General features: G+C 47.5%; 23 protein-coding genes, 1 other RNA gene and 1 other annotated feature. Of the genes, 19 read left to right on the forward strand and 5 right to left on the reverse strand.

The window, feature by feature from the left end; translation table 11 throughout:
• Window positions 1–8: 8 nt before the first annotated feature.
• Window positions 9–200, forward strand: a non-coding RNA gene (gene ssrS, locus HWY38_RS15225) — 6S RNA.
• 71 nt (window positions 201–271) lie between these two features.
• Entirely contained in the window at window positions 272–1,036 is a 765-nt protein-coding gene (locus HWY38_RS15230) for a ThiF family adenylyltransferase (protein ID WP_012118080.1), read from the forward strand.
• A gap of 114 nt (window positions 1,037–1,150) precedes the next feature.
• Here HWY38_RS15230 and HWY38_RS15235 read toward each other — a convergent pair whose 3' ends face one another.
• On the reverse strand, window positions 1,151–2,419 hold the full coding sequence (locus tag HWY38_RS15235; RefSeq protein ID WP_224182145.1) for a replication-associated recombination protein A: 1,269 nt from the start codon (window positions 2,417–2,419) through the stop codon (window positions 1,151–1,153).
• 194 nt (window positions 2,420–2,613) lie between these two features.
• On the opposite strand from HWY38_RS15235, the gene cymR reads away from it, so the two are divergent.
• From cymR to HWY38_RS15275, 8 genes are all read left to right on the forward strand, one after another.
• Window positions 2,614–3,030 (forward strand): cysteine metabolism transcriptional regulator CymR, encoded by a 417-nt coding sequence (gene cymR, locus HWY38_RS15240; protein WP_003152730.1) that lies wholly within the window; start codon window positions 2,614–2,616, stop codon window positions 3,028–3,030.
• A gap of 18 nt (window positions 3,031–3,048) precedes the next feature.
• Window positions 3,049–4,188: a cysteine desulfurase family protein gene (locus tag HWY38_RS15245; protein WP_007612815.1), complete on the forward strand. Its 1,140-nt coding sequence runs from the start codon at window positions 3,049–3,051 to the stop codon at window positions 4,186–4,188.
• A gap of 36 nt (window positions 4,189–4,224) precedes the next feature.
• Window positions 4,225–5,340, forward strand: coding sequence for a tRNA 2-thiouridine(34) synthase MnmA (mnmA, locus tag HWY38_RS15250; protein ID WP_088461164.1), 1,116 nt, complete (start codon window positions 4,225–4,227; stop codon window positions 5,338–5,340).
• Between the two features lie 87 nt (window positions 5,341–5,427).
• Window positions 5,428–6,048, forward strand: a complete 621-nt coding sequence (locus HWY38_RS15255) for a tetratricopeptide repeat protein (RefSeq protein WP_224182217.1) — start codon at window positions 5,428–5,430, stop codon at window positions 6,046–6,048.
• Window positions 6,049–6,066: 18 nt separating this feature from the next.
• Window positions 6,067–8,445, forward strand: a complete 2,379-nt coding sequence (locus HWY38_RS15260) for an ATP-dependent RecD-like DNA helicase (RefSeq protein WP_017418224.1) — start codon at window positions 6,067–6,069, stop codon at window positions 8,443–8,445.
• Window positions 8,446–8,562: 117 nt separating this feature from the next.
• Window positions 8,563–9,018: a PRC-barrel domain-containing protein gene (locus HWY38_RS15265; protein WP_032873866.1), complete on the forward strand. Its 456-nt coding sequence runs from the start codon at window positions 8,563–8,565 to the stop codon at window positions 9,016–9,018.
• 12 nt (window positions 9,019–9,030) lie between these two features.
• Window positions 9,031–9,222, forward strand: a complete 192-nt coding sequence (locus HWY38_RS15270) for a hypothetical protein (protein WP_003152738.1) — start codon at window positions 9,031–9,033, stop codon at window positions 9,220–9,222.
• 21 nt (window positions 9,223–9,243) lie between these two features.
• Entirely contained in the window at window positions 9,244–9,375 is a 132-nt protein-coding gene (locus tag HWY38_RS15275; RefSeq protein ID WP_003152741.1) for a YrzQ family protein, read from the forward strand.
• 35 nt (window positions 9,376–9,410) lie between these two features.
• Here the strand turns inward: HWY38_RS15275 and HWY38_RS15280 are convergent, their stop codons facing one another.
• Genes HWY38_RS15280 through HWY38_RS15295 form a run of 4 tightly spaced genes read right to left on the reverse strand, consistent with a single transcriptional unit; the run spans window position 9,411 to window position 12,369 of the window.
• Window positions 9,411–10,067 (reverse strand): amino acid ABC transporter permease, encoded by a 657-nt coding sequence (locus HWY38_RS15280; RefSeq protein ID WP_015417903.1) that lies wholly within the window; start codon window positions 10,065–10,067, stop codon window positions 9,411–9,413.
• An 18-nt stretch (window positions 10,068–10,085) separates the two neighbouring features.
• Entirely contained in the window at window positions 10,086–10,736 is a 651-nt protein-coding gene (locus tag HWY38_RS15285) for an amino acid ABC transporter permease (RefSeq protein WP_003152744.1), read from the reverse strand.
• A gap of 56 nt (window positions 10,737–10,792) precedes the next feature.
• Window positions 10,793–11,620: a transporter substrate-binding domain-containing protein gene (locus HWY38_RS15290; protein WP_003152745.1), complete on the reverse strand. Its 828-nt coding sequence runs from the start codon at window positions 11,618–11,620 to the stop codon at window positions 10,793–10,795.
• 20 nt (window positions 11,621–11,640) lie between these two features.
• Window positions 11,641–12,369 carry an amino acid ABC transporter ATP-binding protein gene (locus HWY38_RS15295; protein ID WP_003152746.1) on the reverse strand — a complete coding sequence of 243 codons (729 nt, stop codon included), beginning with the start codon at window positions 12,367–12,369 and terminating at the stop codon, window positions 11,641–11,643.
• Between the two features lie 214 nt (window positions 12,370–12,583).
• On the opposite strand from HWY38_RS15295, the gene HWY38_RS15300 reads away from it, so the two are divergent.
• The 9 genes from HWY38_RS15300 (at window position 12,584) to HWY38_RS15340 (ending at window position 21,912) form a co-directional block, all read left to right on the forward strand.
• Window positions 12,584–13,645 carry an AI-2E family transporter gene (locus HWY38_RS15300; RefSeq protein WP_025853051.1) on the forward strand — a complete coding sequence of 354 codons (1,062 nt, stop codon included), beginning with the start codon at window positions 12,584–12,586 and terminating at the stop codon, window positions 13,643–13,645.
• A gap of 43 nt (window positions 13,646–13,688) precedes the next feature.
• Window positions 13,689–13,896, forward strand: a binding site (T-box leader).
• 80 nt (window positions 13,897–13,976) lie between these two features.
• Complete coding sequence (gene alaS / locus HWY38_RS15305) at window positions 13,977–16,613, forward strand: alanine--tRNA ligase (protein WP_022552894.1); 2,637 nt, start codon at window positions 13,977–13,979, stop codon at window positions 16,611–16,613.
• 84 nt (window positions 16,614–16,697) lie between these two features.
• Entirely contained in the window at window positions 16,698–16,964 is a 267-nt protein-coding gene (locus tag HWY38_RS15310; protein ID WP_003152749.1) for an IreB family regulatory phosphoprotein, read from the forward strand.
• A gap of 8 nt (window positions 16,965–16,972) precedes the next feature.
• The gene (ruvX, locus tag HWY38_RS15315) at window positions 16,973–17,389 is read left to right on the forward strand and encodes a Holliday junction resolvase RuvX (protein WP_003152750.1); all 417 of its coding nucleotides are present in this window, start codon (window positions 16,973–16,975) and stop codon (window positions 17,387–17,389) included.
• A 12-nt stretch (window positions 17,390–17,401) separates the two neighbouring features.
• The gene (locus HWY38_RS15320; protein WP_003152751.1) at window positions 17,402–17,683 is read left to right on the forward strand and encodes a DUF1292 domain-containing protein; all 282 of its coding nucleotides are present in this window, start codon (window positions 17,402–17,404) and stop codon (window positions 17,681–17,683) included.
• Window positions 17,684–17,793: 110 nt separating this feature from the next.
• Entirely contained in the window at window positions 17,794–18,885 is a 1,092-nt protein-coding gene (gene mltG / locus HWY38_RS15325) for an endolytic transglycosylase MltG (protein WP_069473520.1), read from the forward strand.
• Window positions 18,886–19,036: 151 nt separating this feature from the next.
• Window positions 19,037–19,690, forward strand: coding sequence for an O-methyltransferase (locus tag HWY38_RS15330; protein WP_046559912.1), 654 nt, complete (start codon window positions 19,037–19,039; stop codon window positions 19,688–19,690).
• Window positions 19,691–19,696: 6 nt separating this feature from the next.
• Window positions 19,697–20,626 (forward strand): peptidase U32 family protein, encoded by a 930-nt coding sequence (locus tag HWY38_RS15335; RefSeq protein WP_003152757.1) that lies wholly within the window; start codon window positions 19,697–19,699, stop codon window positions 20,624–20,626.
• Window positions 20,627–20,643: 17 nt separating this feature from the next.
• Window positions 20,644–21,912 (forward strand): peptidase U32 family protein, encoded by a 1,269-nt coding sequence (locus HWY38_RS15340; protein WP_052586372.1) that lies wholly within the window; start codon window positions 20,644–20,646, stop codon window positions 21,910–21,912.
• Window positions 21,913–21,916: the final 4 nt, after the last annotated feature.

Below are 21,916 nucleotides of genomic sequence, written 5' to 3' on the forward strand. Positions count from 1 at the left end.
AGTTAAATAAAGTCCTGATGTGTTAGTTGTACACCTAGTTTTGACCGAACATTTTTTTGATTTGGGAGCCCGCATTTTTAAATGGCGTACATGCCTCTTTTCATTCGTTAAGAGGACTTACAAGATTTAAAAAAGGGCACCCACCTGCTGAGAGCGGGTTCAAAACGAAGGAAAGCTGCAACGGCACAATTGGGACTTTATTTTTTGTGCGCTAAAACCAGCGGCTTTTTGACAAGCCGAGTTTATAAAACCAGAATGTGGAGTGAGGTTCTTGTTACATCAGTTTTCCAGAAATGAGCTAGCGATTGGAAAAGAAGGGCTGGACACGTTAAAAAACAGCACGGTGGCCGTTCTCGGCGTCGGCGGAGTCGGTTCATTCGCAGCCGAAGCATTGGCGAGGTCCGGAGTGGGGCGGATCGTGCTTGTCGATAAAGATGATGTTGACATTACAAACGTAAACCGCCAGCTGCATGCGCTCTTGTCGACGGTGGGACAGCCGAAAACAGACTTGATGAAAGCGCGGATCGCGGATATTAATCCGGATTGCGATGTCGTCGCCTTAAAAATGTTTTATACAGAAGAGACATATGAGCAGTTCTTTGAGTATCCGCTTGATTACGTCATTGACGCGTCGGATACGATTCATTATAAAATTCATCTGATGAAAGAATGTCTGAAACGGAATGTTCCGCTGATTTCAAGCATGGGAGCGGCGAATAAAACAGACCCGACACGCTTTCAGATTGCTGATATTTCAAAAACCCATACCGATCCGATTGCCAAAGTCGTCCGCACAAGGCTTCGTAAAGAGGGCATTAAAAAAGGCGTACAGGTCATTTTTTCTGATGAAAGCCCGATTGTCATCCGTGAAGACGTCAGAAAAGAAGTCGGGAATGATGAAGCGAAAATCCGCAAAGCGCAAATGCCGCCGTCTTCCAACGCCTGGGTTCCGTCAGTGGCCGGTCTGATTATGGGCGGACATGTTGTCATGGAGCTCTTAAAGGACATCGACATTAAACGGGTTAAAGATAAATAAAAAGAAAAACAGCCTTCTTCAGGAAAGGCTGTTTTTTATTTGAATCCGCCGTTTACACGAAAGATTTTGGCCGGTATCAAAAAAGACAAGGACACATAGGGTGTCCTTGTCCGGTTATTTTTTCTGCTTCATCAGTTTTTCATACACTTGCTTTATGGCGGCTTCAAATTTCCCCGTTTGTTTCGGTTTATAGTATTGCTTGTTTTTTAACGGATCGGGCAAATATTGCTGTTCGACCCATCCGTTTTCGAAATCGTGAGGATATTGATAGCCGATCCCGCGTCCGAACTCTTGGGCCCCTTTATAGTGGGCGTCTTTTAAATGTTTCGGCACATCGCCGATTTTACCCGTCCTGATGTCTTTGAGAGCCTCATCAATGGCTGAGATGGCGGAGTTTGATTTTGGCGAGAGGCATAATTCGATTACCGCATTGGCCAGCGGAATTCTCGCTTCCGGAAAGCCGATCCGTTCTGCGGTCTGAATCGCGCTCAGCACCCGGGGGCCTGCCTGCGGGCTTGCGAGGCCGATATCTTCATAGGCGATCACGAGAAGCCTTCTTGATATGCTTTCAAGATCGCCGGCTTCGATCAGACGGGCCAGATAATGAAGGGCGGCGTTTGCGTCCGAGCCTCGGATCGATTTTTGGAAGGCGGATAAGACGTCATAATGCGCATCGCCGTTTTTATCATGAGTATAGCTTTTTTTCTGCAGACATTCTTCCGCGGTTTCCCGTGTAATCCGGATCGTGCCGTCGCTTGATTCCTTTGTGGAGAGCACGGCAAGCTCCAGTGCGTTCAAAGCGGAGCGGACGTCTCCCCCGCACCCTTGTGCGAAATGATCCATCGCGTCGTCGTCCACCGAAACGCTGTAAGAACCGAGTCCCCGGTGTTCATCTGTGAGCGCTCTTTTCAATGCCTGCTTGATCAGATCGGGTGTTAACGGTTCGAGCTCAAATATCTGGGTTCGGCTTCTGATGGCCGGGTTAATGGCATGATAAGGGTTGGCGGTCGTTGCGCCGATTAAAATAATCATGCCGTTTTCTAAATAGGGCAGCAGAAAATCCTGCTTTCCCTTATCAAGCCTGTGCACTTCGTCAAGGATTAAAATGACCTGGCCTGACATTTTCGCTTCCTGTACGACAATCTCCATGTCTTTTTTATTATGAATGACGGCATTCAATTTCCTGAATGCGATGCTTGTCGATCCTGCGATCGCTGTGGCGATGGATGTTTTTCCGATGCCCGGCGGTCCGTACAGGATCATGGATGATAAGTGCTTTGCACGCACCATTCTGCCGATGATTTTATCTTCTTTGACCAAATGTTCCTGGCCGATAATGTCTTCAATATTGGCAGGCCGCATCCGATACGCCAGTGGTTTCATGAACATCTCTCCTTACATATACAGGGTAACGGAAAACGGACGATTAGAAAAGAGAATTGCGGCGGGCCCCGTGTTTCAATGAAAATTAGGATAAGTTATGTTATAATAACAGTTGGTCTATAAGATACTAAACAGATTATTCATATCCATTTACTTGTATAAATTAACAATTAGAATTGACTGGGGTGTTCATATTGAAAATATCGACAAAGGGAAGATACGGGCTCACCATTATGATTGAATTGGCGAAAAAGCACGGAGACGGTCCGACGTCGCTCAAAAGCATCGCCCAAACAAACAGCCTTTCTGAGCATTACTTGGAACAGCTTGTATCACCGCTTAGAAACGCCGGACTCGTAAAAAGCATCAGAGGCGCTTACGGGGGTTACGTGCTCGGGGGCCAGCCTGAAGAGATAACGGCCGGAGATATTATCAGAGTGCTGGAAGGGCCGATCAGCCCGGTAGAAGTGCTTGAGGATGAAGAGCCTGCCAAGCGGGAGTTATGGATCCGCATCCGCGACGCTGTAAAAGACGTGCTGGACAGCACGACGTTAGAAGACCTTGCGAGCTACACGGACGGCGAGCAGGAAGCTTATATGTTCTATATTTAAACCAGAGGTGTACAGACAATGGAACGGATTTATTTAGATCATGCCGCGACTTCCCCGATGGATGAGCGTGTGCTCGAAGAGATGAAGCCCCATTTCTTCGGCAGTTTCGGCAACCCGTCAAGCATTCATTCATTCGGGAGAGAATCCCGGAAATGGGTCGATGAAGCGAGAGCGGACATCGCGCGCGAAATCAGTGCGAAAGAACAGGAAATTATTTTCACAAGCGGCGGCACGGAGGCTGATAATTTAGCGATTTTCGGAACGGCTGCCGCCCGGAAGAATGAAGGAAAGCATATCATTACGACCGCTGTTGAGCACCATGCTGTGTTGCACGCCTGCGAAAAGCTGGAAGAAGACGGCTTTGAGGTGACATACCTCATCCCCGGCCCTTCAGGACGGATCAGTGCAAATCAGGTGAAAGAAGCGCTCCGTGATGATACAATCCTTGTTACCGTCATGTATGGCAATAACGAAGTCGGAACCATTCAGCCGATTGACGAAATCGGAGAGCTGTTAAGCGGGCATCAGGCCTATTTTCACACAGATGCCGTCCAGGCATTCGGTTATATGCCGATTGACGTGAAAAAAAGCAGAATTGACATGCTGTCTGTTTCCGGTCACAAGCTTAACGGGCCTAAAGGGACAGGCTTTTTATATGTAAATCAAGAGGTGAAGCTGTCACCGATTCTTCTCGGGGGAGAGCAGGAACGAAAGCGCCGCGCGGGAACGGAAAATGTACCGGGCATCGCCGGCTTAAAAGAAGCGGTCGTCCTTTCAAACCGTGAGAGGGAAGAGAAAACAGCGAAGTATAAGGAGTTTAAGAACATCATCATGAGTACGCTGGAAAAATCCGGCGTCACAGCGGAGGTGAACGGAGATGCCGAGAAATGCCTGCCTCATATTTTAAACCTTTACTTTCCCGGTGTGCCGGTGGAAGCGCTGCTGGTCAATCTTGACATGGAAGGCATTGCCGTCTCCAGCGGATCTGCTTGTACAGCGGGATCCGTTCTTCCGTCCCATGTGCTTACGGCCATGTTCGGAAGTGAGAGCGGCAGGCTGACTTCGTCAATCCGCCTCAGCTTCGGCCTCGGCAATACGGCGGAACAAATCGAAACAGCCGCCGAAAAGCTTGCCGCCGTCGTTAAACGGCTTGCTTAAAACGGCGGACTTACGTTTTTAATGGAGTGAATGCAAATGGAAAAACGGCCGGAGGATACAAGAGTCGTAGTCGGCATGTCCGGCGGCGTGGACTCTTCCGTGGCGGCCCTTCTGCTGAAGGAGCAGGGCTACGATGTAATCGGAATCTTTATGAAAAACTGGGATGATACGGACGAAAACGGTTTTTGCACGGCGACGGAAGATTATGAAGACGTCATCCGGGTCTGCAACCAGATCGGAATTCCGTATTATGCCGTCAATTTTGAAAAGCAATATTGGGAAAAGGTATTTCAATATTTCCTTGATGAATATAAAGCCGGAAGAACCCCCAATCCGGATGTCATGTGCAATAAAGAAATTAAGTTTAAGGCTTTCTTGGATCATGCTCTGTCACTCGGCGCGGATTATCTTGCGACGGGCCATTACGCCCGCGTGGACAGAAGCGCAGGTACAGTGCGCATGCTCCGCGGTCTGGATGAAAACAAGGACCAGACTTATTTTCTGAATCAGCTCAATCAGGAACAGCTCAGCAAAGTCATGTTCCCGATCGGTGATCTGCAAAAAAGCCGCGTGCGGGAAATCGCCAAAGAAGCGGAACTTGCGACAGCTGCGAAAAAAGACAGCACGGGAATCTGCTTTATCGGCGAACGCAACTTCAAAACGTTTCTCAGCCAATATCTCCCCGCTCAGCCGGGCGATATGATGACAATGGACGGAGAAGTAAAAGGGCGTCATGACGGTCTGATGTATTATACAATCGGACAGCGCCACGGTCTTGGAATCGGCGGAAGCGGCGAGCCGTGGTTCGCCGTCGGTAAAGATCTTGAAAAAAACATTCTGTATGTTGATCAAGGATTCCATAATCCGCTTCTGTATTCCGATAAGATCACGGCGACAAATGTCAGCTGGACGCGTCCCGGTCTGATGGACGGCGGCGAAATGACATGCACGGCGAAATTCCGCTACCGTCAGGAAGATCACAAAGTAACGGTGAAAATGACGGGTGATGATGAAGCGGTAGTCATTTTTGACGGGCAGGTACGCGCCGTTACGCCGGGACAAGCCGTCGTTTTTTATGACGGAGAAGAGTGCCTCGGCGGCGGAACGATAGATGACGTCTATAAAGACGGAACAAAATTGTGGTACGTATAATACATGTAAAAAACCTCAACTCGCATGTTGGGGTTTTTTAGCGAAAGGAAGTTAAAAATGGATTATAATAAAATCGGAATTGACGCCATGCAGGAGGGCGATTTTGAAAAAGCGGCAGAGGCTTTTACGAAAGCGATTGAGGAAAACGGGCAAGATCCGGTGCCGTATATCAACTTCGCAAATCTGCTTTCTTCTGTGAACGAACTCGAACGGGCGCTTGCATTCTATAACAGAGCGCTCGAATTGGACAATTCGGCGGCAGCCGCTTATTACGGTGCGGGAAACGTATATGTGATGAAAGAATTGTTTTCCGAAGCGAAGGATATGTTTGAAAAAGCGCTTCGCTCCGGAATGGAAAACGGAGATTTGTTTTATATGCTGGGGACCGTTCTCGTTAAATTAGAGCGGCCGAAGCTTGCACTGCCGTATTTGCAGCGTGCCGTTGAATTAAACGAAAATGACACGGAAGCACGCTTCCAGTTCGGAATGTGCCTCGCAAATGAAGAAATGCTGGATGAAGCTCTGGCGCAGTTTGAGACGGTGATCGAGCAGGACCCAAGCCACGCGGACGCATTTTATAATGCCGGAGTCGCTTACGCGTACAAAGAAAATCGTGAAAAGGCGCTTGAGATGCTGGAAGGCGCAATCGGCATACAGCCTGATCATATGCTTGCGCTTCATGCGAAACAGCTTATCACCCAGTCATAACAAAAGGAGGGAAGGCTCGTGGATCAGCTGAACATCGAAGAACAGCCGTATGTAAAAGGCGTCATTCATACGGTCATTTATCATAATGACACCAACCTGTATACAGTGCTGAAAGTCAAAGTTGCAGAAACGTCTGAGGCGATCGAAGACAAGGTCGTATCCGTAACGGGCTACTTCCCTCTGCTGCAAGAAGATGAGACCTACACATTTTACGGAAAAACCGCCACGCATCCTAAGTTCGGCCTGCAATTTCAGGCTGAACACTTTAAAAAAGAAATTCCGACCACAAAAGAAGGGATCATTCACTACTTATCAAGTGATCTGTTTGAAGGAATCGGAAAAAAAACGGCGGAAGAAATCGTCAAAAAGCTCGGAGACGGCGCGCTCAATAAAATTCTGACGGATGCGTCGGTGCTTTACGATGTGCCGAAAATGTCGAAAAAGAAAGCGGATAAGCTTGCCGGAGAGCTGCAGCGGCATCAGGGGCTTGAGCAGATTATGATCTCTCTGAACCAATACGGTTTCGGGCCCCAGCTATCAATGAAAATATATCAGGCCTACGAAACGGAAACCCTGGAGAAAATTCAGGAAAATCCTTATCAGCTTGTAAAAGACGTTGAAGGCATCGGCTTTGTGAAAGCTGACGAGCTGGGCGGAAAAATGGGTCTGTCAGGAAACCACCCGGAGCGGATCAAAGCGGCAATCTTATATACGATTGAATCGACCTGTCTTTCAGAAGGCCATACGTACATAGAGACAAAGCAGCTGATTATCAATACGCAAACGCTCCTGAATCAGTCAGCTGAAGGCGGCCGCGTCACGGAAATGGATGCGGCTGACGGCATCATCGCCCTCGGGGAGAGTAAGGATATCGTCATTGAAGGAGAGCGCTGCTATTTTCCGTCCTTGTTTTACGCCGAACAAAATGTCGCAAAACGCGTGCTCGACATTGCGGCTCAGACGGAGTATGCCGATCAATTTCCTGAATCGGAATTTCTGCTTGCACTCGGTGAACTGGAAGAACGGATGAATGTTCAATACGCACCAAGCCAAAAGGATGCCATTCAAAAAGCGCTGTCTTCACCGATGCTTTTATTGACCGGAGGACCCGGGACGGGGAAAACGACCGTTATTAAAGGAATCGTGGAATTATACAGTGAACTGCACGGAGTATCGCTTGACCCCGGTGATTATAAAAAAGACGAGACGTTCCCGGTGCTGCTTGCCGCGCCGACGGGAAGAGCCGCAAAACGGATGAGCGAATCTACGGGTCTGCCGGCTGTTACGATTCACAGGCTGCTCGGCTGGAATGGCGCTGAAGGCTTTACCTACAATGAAGATCAGCCGATTGAAGGGAAACTGATCATTATAGACGAAGCGAGTATGCTCGATATCTGGCTCGCCAGCCATTTGTTTAAGGCGCTTCCTAAGCACATTCAGCTCATTGTCGTCGGTGATGAAGACCAGCTTCCTTCAGTAGGACCGGGGCAGGTGCTGAGAGACCTTTTGGCTTCTGAGGTGCTGCCGACCGTGCGCCTGACAGATATTTACCGTCAGGCTGAAGGATCATCCATTGTGGAACTTGCGCATGATATGAAAAAAGGACTGCTTCCAAAGGGGCTGACCGCGCCGACAAAGGACCGCTCATTTATCCGCTGTAATTCTTCACAGATTAAAGAAGTCGTGGATCAGGTCGTCTCGAACGCGTTAAAAAAGGGGTATACCTCCAGGGATATTCAAGTGCTTGCCCCGATGTACAGGGGAAAAGCGGGAATTAACGAGCTGAATATGCTTCTTCAAGACATCATGAATCCGCCGAAAGAAAAAAGGCGGGAGCTGAAATTCGGTGATGTCGTCTACAGGACGGGCGATAAAATATTACAGCTTGTCAACCAGCCGGAAAACAATGTGTTTAACGGCGATATCGGCGAAATCGTGTCCATTTTTTATGCCAAAGAAAATACGGAAAAAGAAGACATGGTCGTCGTCTCGTTTGACGGCAACGAAATCACCTTTACGAAAAAGGATTTCAGCCAGTTTACCCACGCTTACTGCTGTTCCATTCATAAGTCGCAGGGAAGCGAATTCCCTATTGTCGTCCTGCCTGTCGTCAAAGGCTACTATCGAATGCTCAGGAGAAATCTGCTTTATACCGCCATAACAAGAGCGAAAAAATTTCTGATTCTTTGCGGAGAAGAAGAAGCGCTTGAATGGGGCGTCAAAAACAATGATGCCACCGTCAGACAGACGTCGCTTAAAAACAGGCTCACAGAGCAGACTGAAGAGATGGATGCAGAACTGGCCGCCCTGCAAAAAGAGCTGCCGTTCAGTGTATATGATGCAAACATCGGAATGGAAGGCATCACGCCGTTTGACTTTATGGAAGAAAAAGCGTAAAAAAACCCGGAGCATAAACATGCGCCGGGTTTTCGCCTGTGGAAGTCATTTCAAAGTATGCTGCCCGGCTTCTTGGCAAAACCTATACGTGTTCAACAAAAGGTGGTTGATCACACTTTGAGAACATGCCATGCAGCTGAAGGACGAACAGTATATGACGAAAACGGGCGCAGTCTCGGGATGATATCGGATGTATGTTTCTCTCTGGACGGCCGGTTTCTCGGTTTCGTTCTGGAGCAGAAACGCCTGTTTCACAACCGCCATCTTTTTTTAGAGGCAAGTGATATAAAAGAGATGGAACAAGAAGCCGTAGCTTCCGGTCATGCTCATTTGCAGCCTTTGCCGAAGAGCTGTTTCACCTTTGAACAGATTAAGATGCAGCCGGTGAAATCGCCTGATGGTGAAATGTTCGGTTTACTGGAAGATGTATACTTTTGTTTGGACAAGGGCATAATCGTAGCATATGAACTCTCGGACGGCTTCTTTTCAGATTTGGCTGGCAGACGCCAAGTGCGCCGCGCCGCCGATACGCTTATTGAAGCGGGGAAAGAAGGCATCGTCCTGAACGGATAAGAGGTGTAGTCTGTGCTTGTATGTCCGAACTGCAAAAGTAAAGATATCGGCAAAATCGGCGTAAACCAATACTATTGCTGGGGCTGCTTCATTGAGCTGACGGTGGCCAAAGGCAAAATTGCGACACATCAAGTAGAGGAAGACGGCACATTAAGCAGTCTTGATGATTTGTTTTCTGAAGACGAACGCAGTATCAATTTTTAAAGTTGAAAGGAGATACGCGCGATGGGCAGAACAATGACCTCTCTGTTGGCTTTAGGAGCTGGAGCCGTTATGTATCGTATGGCTTCTCAGTCCGATATGCTGAATAAAAAAGGTATGAAACGGATGAGAAGACGAGTCATGAAAATGTTTTAAGCAGAAAAAAGGATACTTCTCCGGAAGTATCCTTTTTACGTTTGTCTCGCTTCCAGCCGTCTGGCCGCGAGAGACAGGCTGTAATTGACCGCGAAATACATCAGGGCCGCCAGCAGAAAGATCGGGAAAAAATATCCCCCGTCAGCGCTTTGTCCGTTTAAAATCTGCGCGTTATGAATCAGTTCGGGCAGAGCGATGACGACCGCAAGTGACGTATCTTTTAATAAGGAGATAAACTGGCTCACAATCGGAGGAACCATACGCCTGAGCGCCTGCGGCATGACGACGAGAAAAAGAGTCTGCGTGTACGTCAGTCCTGAAGAACGCGCCGCTTCAATCTGTCCTTTGTCAACGGATTGCAAACCGCTTCTGATGATTTCTGACAGCATGGCCGATTCAAAAATCGTCAGCGCCGTAATGGCGGCCGCGGTAATTTCCAGTTTGATCCCGATTTCCGGAAGGGCAAAAAACGTAAAGAAAATGATTAATAACAGCGGCAGGTTGCGGATGGTTTCCACAATGGCCGCTATAATGCCCGAGACGATAGGAATTTTCGCATAGCGCAAAGTGCCGGCGGCAAGCCCGAAAATAAAACTCAGGACAATGGAGATCAGGGCAACATAAAGTGTGACCAAAAAGCCGTCCCATAAAAACAGCAGATGGTCAGGTGTATAGGCGCCGCTAAAATCCATGTTTTTCACTCTCCTTTTCTAATAACTCTTTCCGAGACGTCTTTCCAAATAGTGAACCCCGATGCTGAGCGGGATCGTTAATATCAAATAAAAAAGCGCGACGAAAATATAGACATCAAACACGACAAGAGTGCTTGAGGAAACGAGATCCGCCTGATACATCAAATCGAGTCCCGCCACCACTCCGAGTATTGATGAGTTTTTGACAAGGTTGAGAAATTGGTTTCCGAGCGGGGGAATGACGATTTTTACGGCCTGAGGAAGAATGATATATCTCATCGCCTGACTGTAGGTGAAGCCTGACGATCTGGCCGCTTCCATCTGCCCTTTGGGGACAGTCTGAATTCCGGCTCTGATGGCTTCTGCGATAAAGGCGGACGTGTAAATCGTAAGCGCAATCGTTCCCGCCTGAAAGCCGTCCAGTCTCAGCCCGGCGTTCGGAAGTCCGAAATAAAAAACGAATGTGATGAGGAGAAGCGGGATGTTCCGGATAAATTCCACATACGCAGTGCCGATCCATTGAAGGGGTTTGAAAGCCGTGATTCTCATGACTGCGATCAGAACGCCCAGCGCAAAGCTGCCTGCCAGCGCGATGAAGCTCGCAAGCAATGTGTGCAGGAAACCGTCCATATACATATCGAAGTTTTCCGTTAAAATTGAAAAGTTCATCTATGTCACTCCTTATAAAACGGGGATGAGCATGCATGCTCATCCCGCGGTCCGTCCTATTTTGCCGGTTCTTCTTTTATCCATTTTTTATAGATTTTTTCGTACCTGCCGTCGGCTTTCATTTTTTTCAAAGAGGCGTTGATTTCTTTGACAAGGCCGGATTGGCCTTTTTTGACGGCGATTCCGTAAGGTTCATCGGTAAAGGTTTCGCCCGTCAGCTGATATTGTTTATTTTCATCGGCCATGCCGTATAAAATCGCATTATCGGTTGTGAGCGCATCTCCCTGTCCCGCTTTAAGCGCAGTGAACGCTTCGGCGTAATTTTCAAATTCCAGCACTGAGGCGTCAGGCGCTTTTTCTCTGATGTTCTGTGAGGAAGTGGAGCCTTTTACCGCCAATACTTTTGAGCCTTTTCCCAGGTCTTCGGTGCTTTTGATGCTGCTTCCTTTTTTGACGAGCAGGGATTGCCCGGCTTCAAAATAAACATCTGAGAAATCAACTTCTTTTTTCCGCTCATCCGTTATCGTCATCGTGGCGGTGATGGCGTCGATATCGCCGTTTTGCAGCATCGGAATCCTCGTTTTTGACGTCACTTCTTTAAATTCCGCTTTCTTCTCATCCCCCAGAATATCTTTTGCGAGCTGTTTTGAGATATCAATATCGAAGCCTTCAATATCACCGGAGCTTGGGTTTTTCAGCCCGAATAACCTCGTATCGGTTTTGACGCCGAAGATGATTTTGTCTCTGTCTTTAATAGAGGCTAACGTGTCTTTTCCCGTTCCTTTTGAATCCCCGGACGTTTCTTTCCCTCCGCAGGCTGCCAGCATAAAGACGGCCAGCAGTGATATCAATCCGAATGACAACCATTTTGTTGCGCGTGACATAAGCGCTCCTCCGTTTCTTTTCAGTGATTTAAAATACGGCTTAAGAATAAACGCGCCCTCTCTTCACGGGGGCTTTCGTAAAATTCAGCCGGTGCAGCTTCTTCTAAGATGGATCCGCCGTCGATAAACACGATGCGGTCCGCCACTTCTTTTGCGAATCCCATTTCATGTGTGACGACTGCCATGGTCATGCCTTCCTTTGCGAGTGTTTTCATGACATCCAGCACTTCCCCGATCATTTCCGGATCAAGCGCGGATGTGGGTTCATCAAACAGCATAATTTCGGGCTTCATCGCAAGCCCCCTGGCGATGGCGACACGCTGCTGCTGGCCGCCGGAAAGCTGTGAAGGATAAGCGTCCGCTTTGTCCGGTATACCGACTTTTTTCAAATAGTATAAGGCCGTTTCCTTTGCTTCTTCTTTTGATTGCTTGAGCACTTTGATCGGTGCGAGCATGATATTTTGCAGAACGGTTTTGTGCGGGTACAGATGAAAATGCTGAAACACCATGCCGATATTCCGGCGGACCTGATTTATATCCGTTTTCTTGTCACGGATGGAGACGCCGTTTACCGTTAAGGCGCCTCCATCAACTGTTTCCAGCTGATTAATGCAGCGGAGAAGCGTGCTTTTTCCCGATCCTGAAGGTCCGATGATAACGACGACTTCCCCTTTTTTAATGTGCAGATTAATGTTTTTCAGCACGTGGAAATGTCCGTAGTGCTTATTTACATCCTGAAATGAAATCATGGCCATCCTCCTTAAAAAACATGAGTCATATTGGACAGTTTTGAAATCCTTTAACACATTACGATGGTTATACAGACTTTTATGAATATTATTTAGATTATTTTGTAATTTCTGATAATTATTTCCGTCAAGAGGTCTGCGTCATAAGGCGGAGTTTATGAAACGAGAATAATTCCGGCTTTCTGTCAAAAGATAAAGCAAGAGGTGAAACGTCATGCTTCAAAAACCGCTGCAGCTCTTAATGTGGACGGCTGTATGTCTGCTCGTTTTGTTAACAGTGTATGTCTTTTGCATGCTCGATATGTTATGGTCTCCCATTTGGCTTGTTATAAAATCTCTCTTTATTCCTATATTCATCGCAGTATTTATTGCTTATCTTTTACTTCCGATTACTGAATGGCTTCATAGAAAAGGGATGCCTAGAACTTTAAGCCTGCTTCTGATTTATTGCCTGTTTTTCGGCGGAATCGGCTGGGGGGTTTATAAAGGGGTTCCTGTTTTAATTGAACAGCTGCAGGATCTGTCTGAGAGCATTCCCGGTCTTGCCGAAAACTACAACAGCATGCTGAGGCATCTGCATAATCACACGGATCATTGGCCTGACGGCATGCACCATCGGATGGACAAAATGATTCAGCAGACAGAAACGTTTCTTGCCGGCACGATTGAAAGCACGATCAGAAGCATCCGTTTCGTGCTTGATTATATCCTGATCGCGGCGACGATTCCTTTTCTCGTGTTCTATATGGTGAAGGATATAGGCGTCATGAAAAAGACGGTCTGGTATTTGACGCCGAAGTCCTGGAGAAAAAGGGGGAGTGAATTTCTGCGGGATGTGGACGACTCTCTCGGTGATTACATCCGCGGTCAGCTTCTCGTTTGTTTTTTGCTCGGGTTAATAGCCGGCGTTTCATTTTGGCTGTTCGGGCTTCCTTACCCGCTGATTTTGGGCCTTGCCATCGGGATTACAAATGTCATCCCGTATTTCGGCCCGTTTATCGGCGCTGTGCCGGCGCTGCTCCTTTCGCTGGCGATTTCCTCCAAGGCTGTGATCATCGTAATCGTCACGATTTTTATTCTTCAATTTATAGAAGGAAACATTTTGAGCCCGCTCATTGTCGGGCGAAGTCTCAAAATGCACCCCGTCGTGATCATGCTTGCGCTTCTTGCCGGAGGAGAGCTCGCGGGCATTCCCGGCATGATTCTCGCTGTTCCGGCGGCAGCCGTTTTAAAAGTGACGGCCATTCACTTTTTGCGGATCAGGACGGAACATTGACATTCGGGTTCTGCTTGTCTATAATTTCGAGTAGAATACATACGAATCTCGAGTGACGGATAAGAGTACGCCGAAGCCCTGTTTAAGAGAGAAGCTCCGATACGCTGAGAGGAGCTTCAGCAGAAGATCGGCCGAAGCTAATCCTGAGTGCAGTTAAAGGCTGCCGCAATCCTGCGTTACGGGATGAAAGGTGACAGGCCTTTTTCGGCCTGTAATCAGGGTGGTACCGCGAGACAGCTCTCGTCCCTGTGTGAACGCATGGTTTGCATAGGGAGAGAGCTTTTTTGCTGTCGCAAAAGAGAATTTCGGGTAGTGATAAGGAGGAATATAGATGAAACACTTAACTTCTGCTGAAGTACGTCAAATGTTTTTAGATTTCTTTAAAGAAAAAGGTCATGCCGTTGAACCGAGCGCCTCATTGGTTCCGCATGAAGATCCGTCTTTACTGTGGATCAACAGCGGCGTTGCGACGCTGAAAAAGTACTTTGACGGCCGCGTTGTGCCGGAGAATCCGAGAATTGTAAACGCGCAAAAATCAATCCGCACAAATGATATTGAAAATGTGGGGAAAACGGCGCGCCACCACACGTTCTTTGAGATGCTCGGAAACTTTTCCATCGGTGATTATTTTAAAGAAGAAGCCATCACGTGGGCATGGGAGTTTTTAACGAGCGAAAAGTGGATCGGCTTTGATCCGGAGCTGCTGTCTGTAACGGTTCACCCTGAGGATGAAGAAGCTTATACGCTATGGGCGGAAAAAATCGGCGTTCCGGAAGAAAGAATCATCCGTCTGGAAGGGAACTTCTGGGATATCGGCGAAGGCCCGAGCGGACCGAATACGGAAATTTTCTATGACCGCGGCGAGAAATACGGCAATGACCCGTCAGATTCTGAATTGTATCCGGGCGGCGAAAATGACCGCTATCTTGAAGTATGGAACCTGGTATTCTCAGAGTTCAACCACAACCCGGACGGCACGTACACACCGCTTCCGAAGAAAAACATTGATACGGGCATGGGGCTTGAACGGATGGTCTCCGTGATTCAGGACGTCCCGACAAACTTTGACACTGATTTGTTTATGCCGATTATTGAAGCAACAGAGCGCATTTCCGGAGATGCTTACGGAAAGGACGCAGTGAAGGATACGGCCTTTAAAGTGATCGCCGATCATATCAGAACGGTCGCATTTGCGGTAAGCGACGGAGCTCTGCCGTCAAATGAAGGGCGCGGGTATGTACTGAGACGCCTCTTGCGCCGGGCGGTGCGATACGCGAAAACCATCGGTATCAGCCGTCCGTTTATGTACGAGCTGGTACCGACTGTTGCAGGAATTATGGACGCTTTCTATCCGGAGGTGAAAGAAAAGCAAGAGTTTATCGCCAAAGTCATCAAAACGGAGGAAGAGCGCTTCCACGAAACATTAAACGAAGGTCTGGCTATTTTATCTGACGTGATAAAGAAAGAGAAGGAAAAAGGCAGCGGCATCATCTCCGGAAAAGACGTATTCAAACTGTACGATACGTACGGATTCCCGGTTGAATTGACGGAGGAATACGCGGAAGATGAACAAATGAAGGTTGACCATAAAGGCTTTGAAGCCGAAATGGAAAAACAGCGTGAACGGGCGAGAAATGCGCGCCAAGATGTAGGAAGCATGCAGGTGCAGGGCGGCGCATTGCGCGACATTACCGCAGAAAGCACATTTGTCGGCTACAGTGCCGTAAAAGCTGAAGCGAAGGTGATCGAGCTTCTTCATGACGGGCAATTAATCAGCGAGGCGCATGAAGGGGATACCGTCCAAATTCTTCTTGACAAAACGCCTTTCTATGCTGAAAGCGGCGGACAGATCGGTGACAGAGGAGTGCTGAGAAGCGAGCAGGCTGTCGTAACCATTAAAGACGTGAAAAAAGCTCCGAACGGTCAGCATGTACACGAAGGCACGGTGGATAGCGGCACGATTCAAAAAGGCGCAAGCGTGACGGCTGAAGTTGAAGATCAAATGAGAAGCGGTGTGGTGAAAAACCATACAGCAACCCACCTTCTGCACCAGGCGCTGAAAGACGTTCTCGGCACACATGTCAACCAAGCGGGTTCACTCGTTACCGAAAATCGTCTGCGTTTTGACTTCTCTCATTTCGGTCAAGTGACGAAAGAAGAACTTGAACGCATTGAAGGAATCGTCAACGAAAAAATCTGGGAGAGCATTCCGGTAGCGATTGATTTGAAACCGATCAATGAAGCGAAAGAAATGGGCGCGATGGCCCTGTTCGGCGAGAAATACGGCGATATCGTCCGCGTCGTACAAGTCGGAGATTACAGCCTGGAGCTTTGCGGCGGATGCCATGTCACGAATACGGCTGAAATCGGCCTGTTTAAAATCGTATCCGAATCAGGGATCGGCGCAGGTACGCGAAGAATCGAAGCCGTAACAGGAAAAGGCGCTTATCAGGAAATGAACAGCCAGCTCAGCCTTCTGCAGCACGCTGCGGATGAGCTGAAATCAAACGTAAAAGACGTACCGAAGCGAATTCAGTCTCTTCAAGCGGAGCTGAAGGAAGCGCAAAGAGAAAATGAATCATTGCTCAGCAAACTTGGCAATGTGGAAGCCGGAGCCATTCTGTCTAAAGTAAAAGACATCGGCGGCGTAAAAGTGCTGGCTGAAAAAGTAAATGCGAAAGACATGAACCACCTTCGCACTATGGTGGATGATCTGAAAGCGAAGCTCGGTTCTGCGGTCATCATTCTCGGCGCCGTGCAAAACGAGAAAGTCAACCTTTCAGCAGGCGTAACAAAAGACCTGATTGAAAAAGGCCTTCACGCCGGCAAAATGGTCAAACAAGCGGCTGAAGTCTGCGGAGGCGGAGGCGGAGGCCGTCCGGACATGGCGCAGGCCGGCGGAAAGCAGCCTGAAAAATTGGAAGAGGCGCTCGCATCTGCGGAAGATTGGATAAAATCCGTTTTATAATCCTTTCAACTAGTGTAGAATGATGATAAGATGAGGACCTCAGGCTGAACTTTGCCTGCGAATTTGGGAAAGAGGTGCAAAACGGTGAGCTCGTTTGATAAAACGATGAAATTTAATTTCTCCGATGATTCTGCTGAAACAAACGTCGAAGAAGTGCTGATTACGGTATATGATGCGCTTCAGGAAAAGGGGTACAATCCTATCAACCAGATTGTCGGATACTTGCTGTCTGGAGATCCTGCATACATTCCTAGGCATCGCGACGCCCGGAACTTAATTCGCAAACTGGAACGTGACGAATTAATCGAGGAATTGGTAAAATCCTATCTAGAACAGCATAAAGAGGCGTAAATACATTCATGAGAATATTGGGACTTGATCTTGGAACGAAAACACTCGGCGTAGCTTTAAGCGATGAAATGGGCTGGACCGCTCAGGGCATTGAGACGATAAAAATAAACGAGGCTGAAGGAGATTACGGTCTGGACCGTTTATCCGAGCTGATGAAAGACTATAATGTAGAGAAGATCGTGCTCGGTTTTCCGAAAAACATGAACGGGACGATCGGTCCGAGAGGCGAAGCCAGCCAAACATTTGCGAAACTGCTTGAAACAGCGTACAATGTCCCTGTTGTGCTGTGGGACGAGCGTCTGACGACGATGGCGGCTGAAAAAATGCTGATCGCGGCTGACGTCAGCAGGCAAAAACGAAAAAAAGTCATTGATAAAATGGCGGCTGTCATGATCCTTCAAGGATATCTGGACAGTTTAAACTAAGAGGTGAAAGAAATGGAACACGGCGAAAAACATATTACAATTGTCGATGATCAAGGCAACGAACAGCTTTGCGAAGTGCTGTTCACATTTGAAAACGACACATTCAACAAATCTTACGTACTTTATTATCCGATTGATGCTCAAGACGATGATGAAATCGAAATTCACGCTTCAAGCTTCGAACCGAACGAAAACGGTGAAGACGGCGAACTGATGCCGATTGAAACCGATGAAGAGTGGGAAATGATCGAAGAAACGCTGAACACGTTTTTAGCGGAAGAAGACGAAGAATAAAATGAACGGAAAAAGCCGGAGCGCATATGCGCTTCGGCTTTTTTTTGTAATAAATTGCCGAATGCACATGAATCATGTAGTATAAGAGCTGTTGGGAGGAAAATACTTGTATGAATATCAATCAGACTAAAAATTCATTTCCGCGTAAAAACAAAAAAACAACGATAATACTGTCCTCCGTGATCGCTCTGCTTATCATCATTTGCGGTGCTTTTTTCTATGGAAAATCTCTGCTGTCCCCGGTTGACAAAGGCAGCAAAACGGCAGTCAATATTAATATTCCGAGCGGTTCTTCCGTTTCGGCAATCGCTGAAATTCTTGAGGATCAGCATGTCATCAAAAGCAAAAAAGCATTTCAGCTGTATGTGAAGTATAAAGGCGCTTCCGGGTTTCAGGCGGGATTTTACCACCTGAATAAAGGAATGGATGCGGATGCGATTATCAAAAAACTGACCGCGGGATCAACGGGATATGCCTTTCAGATCTCCGTTCCTGAAGGAAAACAGCTTACACAGATTGCGGATGCGATCGCAAAAGAAACATCATATTCAAAAGAAGAGATCATGGCAAAACTGGATGACAAAACATTCATCGGCAAACTGAAAAAACAGTTTCCTGATACAATAACGGACGCACTTTCAAACAAGAAGCTCAAGCATCCGCTCGAAGGCTATCTGTATCCGGCCACATATCCGTTTAATGATCCGGATGCATCGCTTGACACGATTTTGACGGCAATGGTTCAGGAAACAAACACCCGTGTTGAAACGTATAAATCTGAACTGGAAAAAAAGAAACTTTCCGTCCATAACGCGCTGACGATGGCATCGCTTATTGAAGAAGAAGCCACCGCCAAAGCCGACCGTCACAAAATCGCCAGCGTTTTTTACAACAGGCTTGCAGAAAAAATGCCGCTGCAGACTGACCCGACGGTATTATATGCGGCCGGTAAGCATAAAAGCCGGGTCTACTACAAAGACCTGAAAATTGATTCTCCGTTTAATACGTATAAACATAAGGGGCTGCCGCCGGGACCGATTGCAAATGCCGGTGATTCATCATGGGAAGCGGCTCTCCGCCCTGACAAAACGGATTATCTCTATTTCCTTGCAAAATCAAACGGCGAGGTTGTTTTCACGAAAACATTAAAAGACCATAATAAAGCGAAGGAAAAGTATATTTCCAAAAAAGACAGCGAATAAAAGGAGGGCAAAAGCTCTCCTTTTATTCCATTCTGAAAGGTTTTATGATAAAATATATCGGGTTGTTTACTTATGGATAAAGAAGTGTCTTAAGAGAGTGTCCCCGCGGATTCGTCAGGGGCACTCCTTTTTAGAACGGAGGCTGTTTGCCGTGAATGATCGGTATGAACAAATAAACGAGTATATAAACGCGATGCTGAAGCCTCGGCCTGATAAAGTGAAAAAGCTTGAAGCCTATGCAAAAGAGCACCATGTTCCGATTATGGAAGAAGCGGGTATTGAAGTGCTGCTTCAAATGCTGTCGATTCAACAGGCGAAAAACATTTTGGAAATCGGCGCGGCAATCGGATATTCCGCCATACGGATGGCGCTTGAGCTTCCGGATGCGAATATTTACACGATTGAACGGGACGACAAACGCTATGAAGAAGCTGTGAACAATATAAAAGACTTTGAAATGGAAAACCGGATTCGCGTAATGCACGGGGATGCGCTGGAACTTTCTGAGTCTGTCCGTGTCACGGCTCCTTATGATGCCATTTTTATCGACGCGGCCAAAGGCCAGTACACGAACTTTTTTGAGCTCTATGAACCGATGCTTGCGCCGGATGGAGTCATTTTTACAGACAATGTTCTGTTTAAAGGACTGGTGGCACAAAATCACTCGGACATTGAGCCGAAAAGAAGACGGAAGCTTGTTGAAAAAATTGATCAATATAACCAATGGCTGATGAACCGGCCTGACTATCAAACGGTCATACTGCCGGTCGGAGACGGCATCGCCATCAGTAAAAAGAAGAGGTGAATGATCATGAAAAAACCTGAACTTTTGGTGACTCCGACTTCTGTACAGGATATTCTTCCGCTCATTCAAGCGGGCGCAACGGCCCTGTTAGTCGGAGAACAGAGATACGGCCTGAGACTGGCCGGTGAATTTTCAAGAGAAGATATAAAAGAAGCCGTAAAGACAGCTCATCAGGAAGGCGCGAAAGTGTACGCCGCCGTCAATGCTATTTTTCACAACGAAAAAGTGGACGAGCTGAACGGCTATCTTGCCTTTTTGCAGGAGGCCGGCGTTGATGCGGCTGTTTTCGGTGATCCGGCCGTTTTAATGGCGGCGCGTGAAGCGGCTCCCGATCTTAAACTGCACTGGAGCACGGAAACAACGGGTACCAACTACTATTCCTGCAATTACTGGGGACGCAAAGGTGCACGGCGGGCAGTGCTGGCTAAGGAATTAAATATGGACAGCATCATTGACATAAAAGAAAACGCCGAAGTTGAAATTGAAATTCAAATCCACGGCATGACGTGCATGTTCCAATCGAAGCGTTCTTTAGTGGGCCATTACTTCGAATACCAGGGAAAAGTCATGGATATCGAACAGAAGAAAAAAGAAGCGGGAATGTTTCTGCATGACAAGGAACGGGGCAATAAATACCCGATTTTTGAAGATGAAAACGGCACGCACATCATGAGCCCGAACGATGTGTGCATGATTGATGAATTAGAGGACCTGATGGACGCCGGCATCGATTCTTTCAAAATCGACGGAGTTTTGAAGTCTCCTGAATACTTAACTGAAGTGACCCGCATGTACAGAGAAGCAATCGATCTGTGCTTCGAAAGCCGAGAGACATACGAAGAGAAAAAAGAGAGCTGGATAGAGCGGATTGAAAGCATTCAGCCTGTGAACAGAAGCATCGACACAGGATTCTTCTTTAAAGAAACGGTCTATTAAAAAGGAGGGTGCAACGGATGACAGCCGTAAATCAAACCATTTCCAAAGTCATAAACGGAAAACGCGTCATTACGAAAAAACCTGAACTCCTTGCTCCGGCAGGAAACCTTGAAAAATTAAAAATTGCCGTTCATTACGGAGCGGACGCGGTTTTTATCGGAGGACAGGAATACGGACTCCGCTCAAATGCGGATAACTTCTCAATAGAAGAAATCGCAGAGGGCGTAGAATTTGCCAAAAAATACGGGGCAAAAATATATGTGACAACAAACATTTTCGCCCATAATGAAAATATGGACGGTCTGGAAGAATACTTAAAAGCGTTGGGAGACGCAAAAGTTGCCGGAATTATCGTCGCTGATCCGCTGATTATTGAAACATGCCGGAGAGTGGCCCCGGACGTAGAAATTCACCTCAGCACACAGCAGTCCCTTTCCAACTGGAAAGCGGTGCAGTTCTGGAAAGAAGAAGGGCTTGACCGCGTGGTGCTTGCCCGTGAAACGAGCGGACTGGAAATTAAAGAAATGAAGGAAAAGGTGGATATTGAAATCGAAACCTTTATCCACGGCGCCATGTGTATCGCTTATTCAGGACGATGCGTGCTGAGCAATCACATGACAGCCCGGGATTCCAACCGCGGCGGCTGCTGTCAGTCCTGCCGCTGGGATTATGACCTGTATCAGACAGACGGTGCAAACGCGGTCGCGCTTTATGACGAAGAAGACGCTCCGTTTGCGATGAGCCCGAAAGATTTAAAATTGATTGAATCCATTCCGCAAATGATTGAGATGGGTATCGACAGCCTGAAAATTGAAGGCCGGATGAAATCGATTCATTACGTTGCGACGGTTGTCAGCGTGTATCGCAAAGTCATCGACGCATACTGCGCTGATCCTGAAAACTTTGTCATTCAAAAAGAATGGCTGGATGAGCTGGACAAATGTGCAAACCGGGATACCGCGCCTGCTTTCTTTGAAGGCACGCCCGGGTATGAAGAGCAGATGTTCGGCGAACACGGAAAGAAAACAACATTTGATTTTGCCGGTCTCGTGCTCGCGTATGACGAGGAAACTCAAATGGTGACGCTCCAGCAGCGCAATTTCTTTAAACAAGGTGACGAAGTGGAATTTTTCGGTCCTGAAATCGACAATTTCACATTCACAATCGGCACTATTTGGGACGAAGACGGAAACGAGCTTGATGCTGCCCGCCATCCCCTGCAAATCGTTACATTTAAAGTAGACAAAAAGATTTATCCGAGCAACATGATGAGAAAGGGGAAGTAATCAC

It is taken from the genome of Bacillus sp. KS1, from assembly GCF_020075515.1.
Classification (GTDB): domain Bacteria; phylum Bacillota; class Bacilli; order Bacillales; family Bacillaceae; genus Bacillus; species Bacillus velezensis.

Excerpts from the sequence above, each read along its gene's own strand:
- HWY38_RS15255 (WP_224182217.1), top strand. The coding sequence starts at position 5,428 with ATGCAGGAGGGCGATTTTGAAAAAGCGGCAGAGGCTTTTACGAAAGCG.
- mnmA (WP_088461164.1), top strand. The coding sequence starts at position 4,225 with ATGGAAAAACGGCCGGAGGATACAAGAGTCGTAGTCGGCATGTCCGGC.
- mltG (WP_069473520.1), top strand. The coding sequence starts at position 17,794 with ATGAATATCAATCAGACTAAAAATTCATTTCCGCGTAAAAACAAAAAA.
- HWY38_RS15340 (WP_052586372.1), top strand. The coding sequence starts at position 20,644 with ATGACAGCCGTAAATCAAACCATTTCCAAAGTCATAAACGGAAAACGC.
- HWY38_RS15295 (WP_003152746.1), bottom strand. The coding sequence starts at position 12,369 with ATGATTTCATTTCAGGATGTAAATAAGCACTACGGACATTTCCACGTG.
- HWY38_RS15290 (WP_003152745.1), bottom strand. The coding sequence starts at position 11,620 with ATGTCACGCGCAACAAAATGGTTGTCATTCGGATTGATATCACTGCTG.
- alaS (WP_022552894.1), top strand. The coding sequence starts at position 13,977 with ATGAAACACTTAACTTCTGCTGAAGTACGTCAAATGTTTTTAGATTTC.
- HWY38_RS15280 (WP_015417903.1), bottom strand. The coding sequence starts at position 10,067 with ATGGATTTTAGCGGCGCCTATACACCTGACCATCTGCTGTTTTTATGG.
- HWY38_RS15235 (WP_224182145.1), bottom strand. The coding sequence starts at position 2,419 with ATGAAACCACTGGCGTATCGGATGCGGCCTGCCAATATTGAAGACATT.
- HWY38_RS15300 (WP_025853051.1), top strand. The coding sequence starts at position 12,584 with ATGCTTCAAAAACCGCTGCAGCTCTTAATGTGGACGGCTGTATGTCTG.
- HWY38_RS15335 (WP_003152757.1), top strand. The coding sequence starts at position 19,697 with ATGAAAAAACCTGAACTTTTGGTGACTCCGACTTCTGTACAGGATATT.
- HWY38_RS15285 (WP_003152744.1), bottom strand. The coding sequence starts at position 10,736 with ATGAACTTTTCAATTTTAACGGAAAACTTCGATATGTATATGGACGGT.
- HWY38_RS15320 (WP_003152751.1), top strand. The coding sequence starts at position 17,402 with ATGGAACACGGCGAAAAACATATTACAATTGTCGATGATCAAGGCAAC.
- HWY38_RS15275 (WP_003152741.1), top strand. The coding sequence starts at position 9,244 with ATGGGCAGAACAATGACCTCTCTGTTGGCTTTAGGAGCTGGAGCCGTT.
- ruvX (WP_003152750.1), top strand. The coding sequence starts at position 16,973 with ATGAGAATATTGGGACTTGATCTTGGAACGAAAACACTCGGCGTAGCT.
- HWY38_RS15245 (WP_007612815.1), top strand. The coding sequence starts at position 3,049 with ATGGAACGGATTTATTTAGATCATGCCGCGACTTCCCCGATGGATGAG.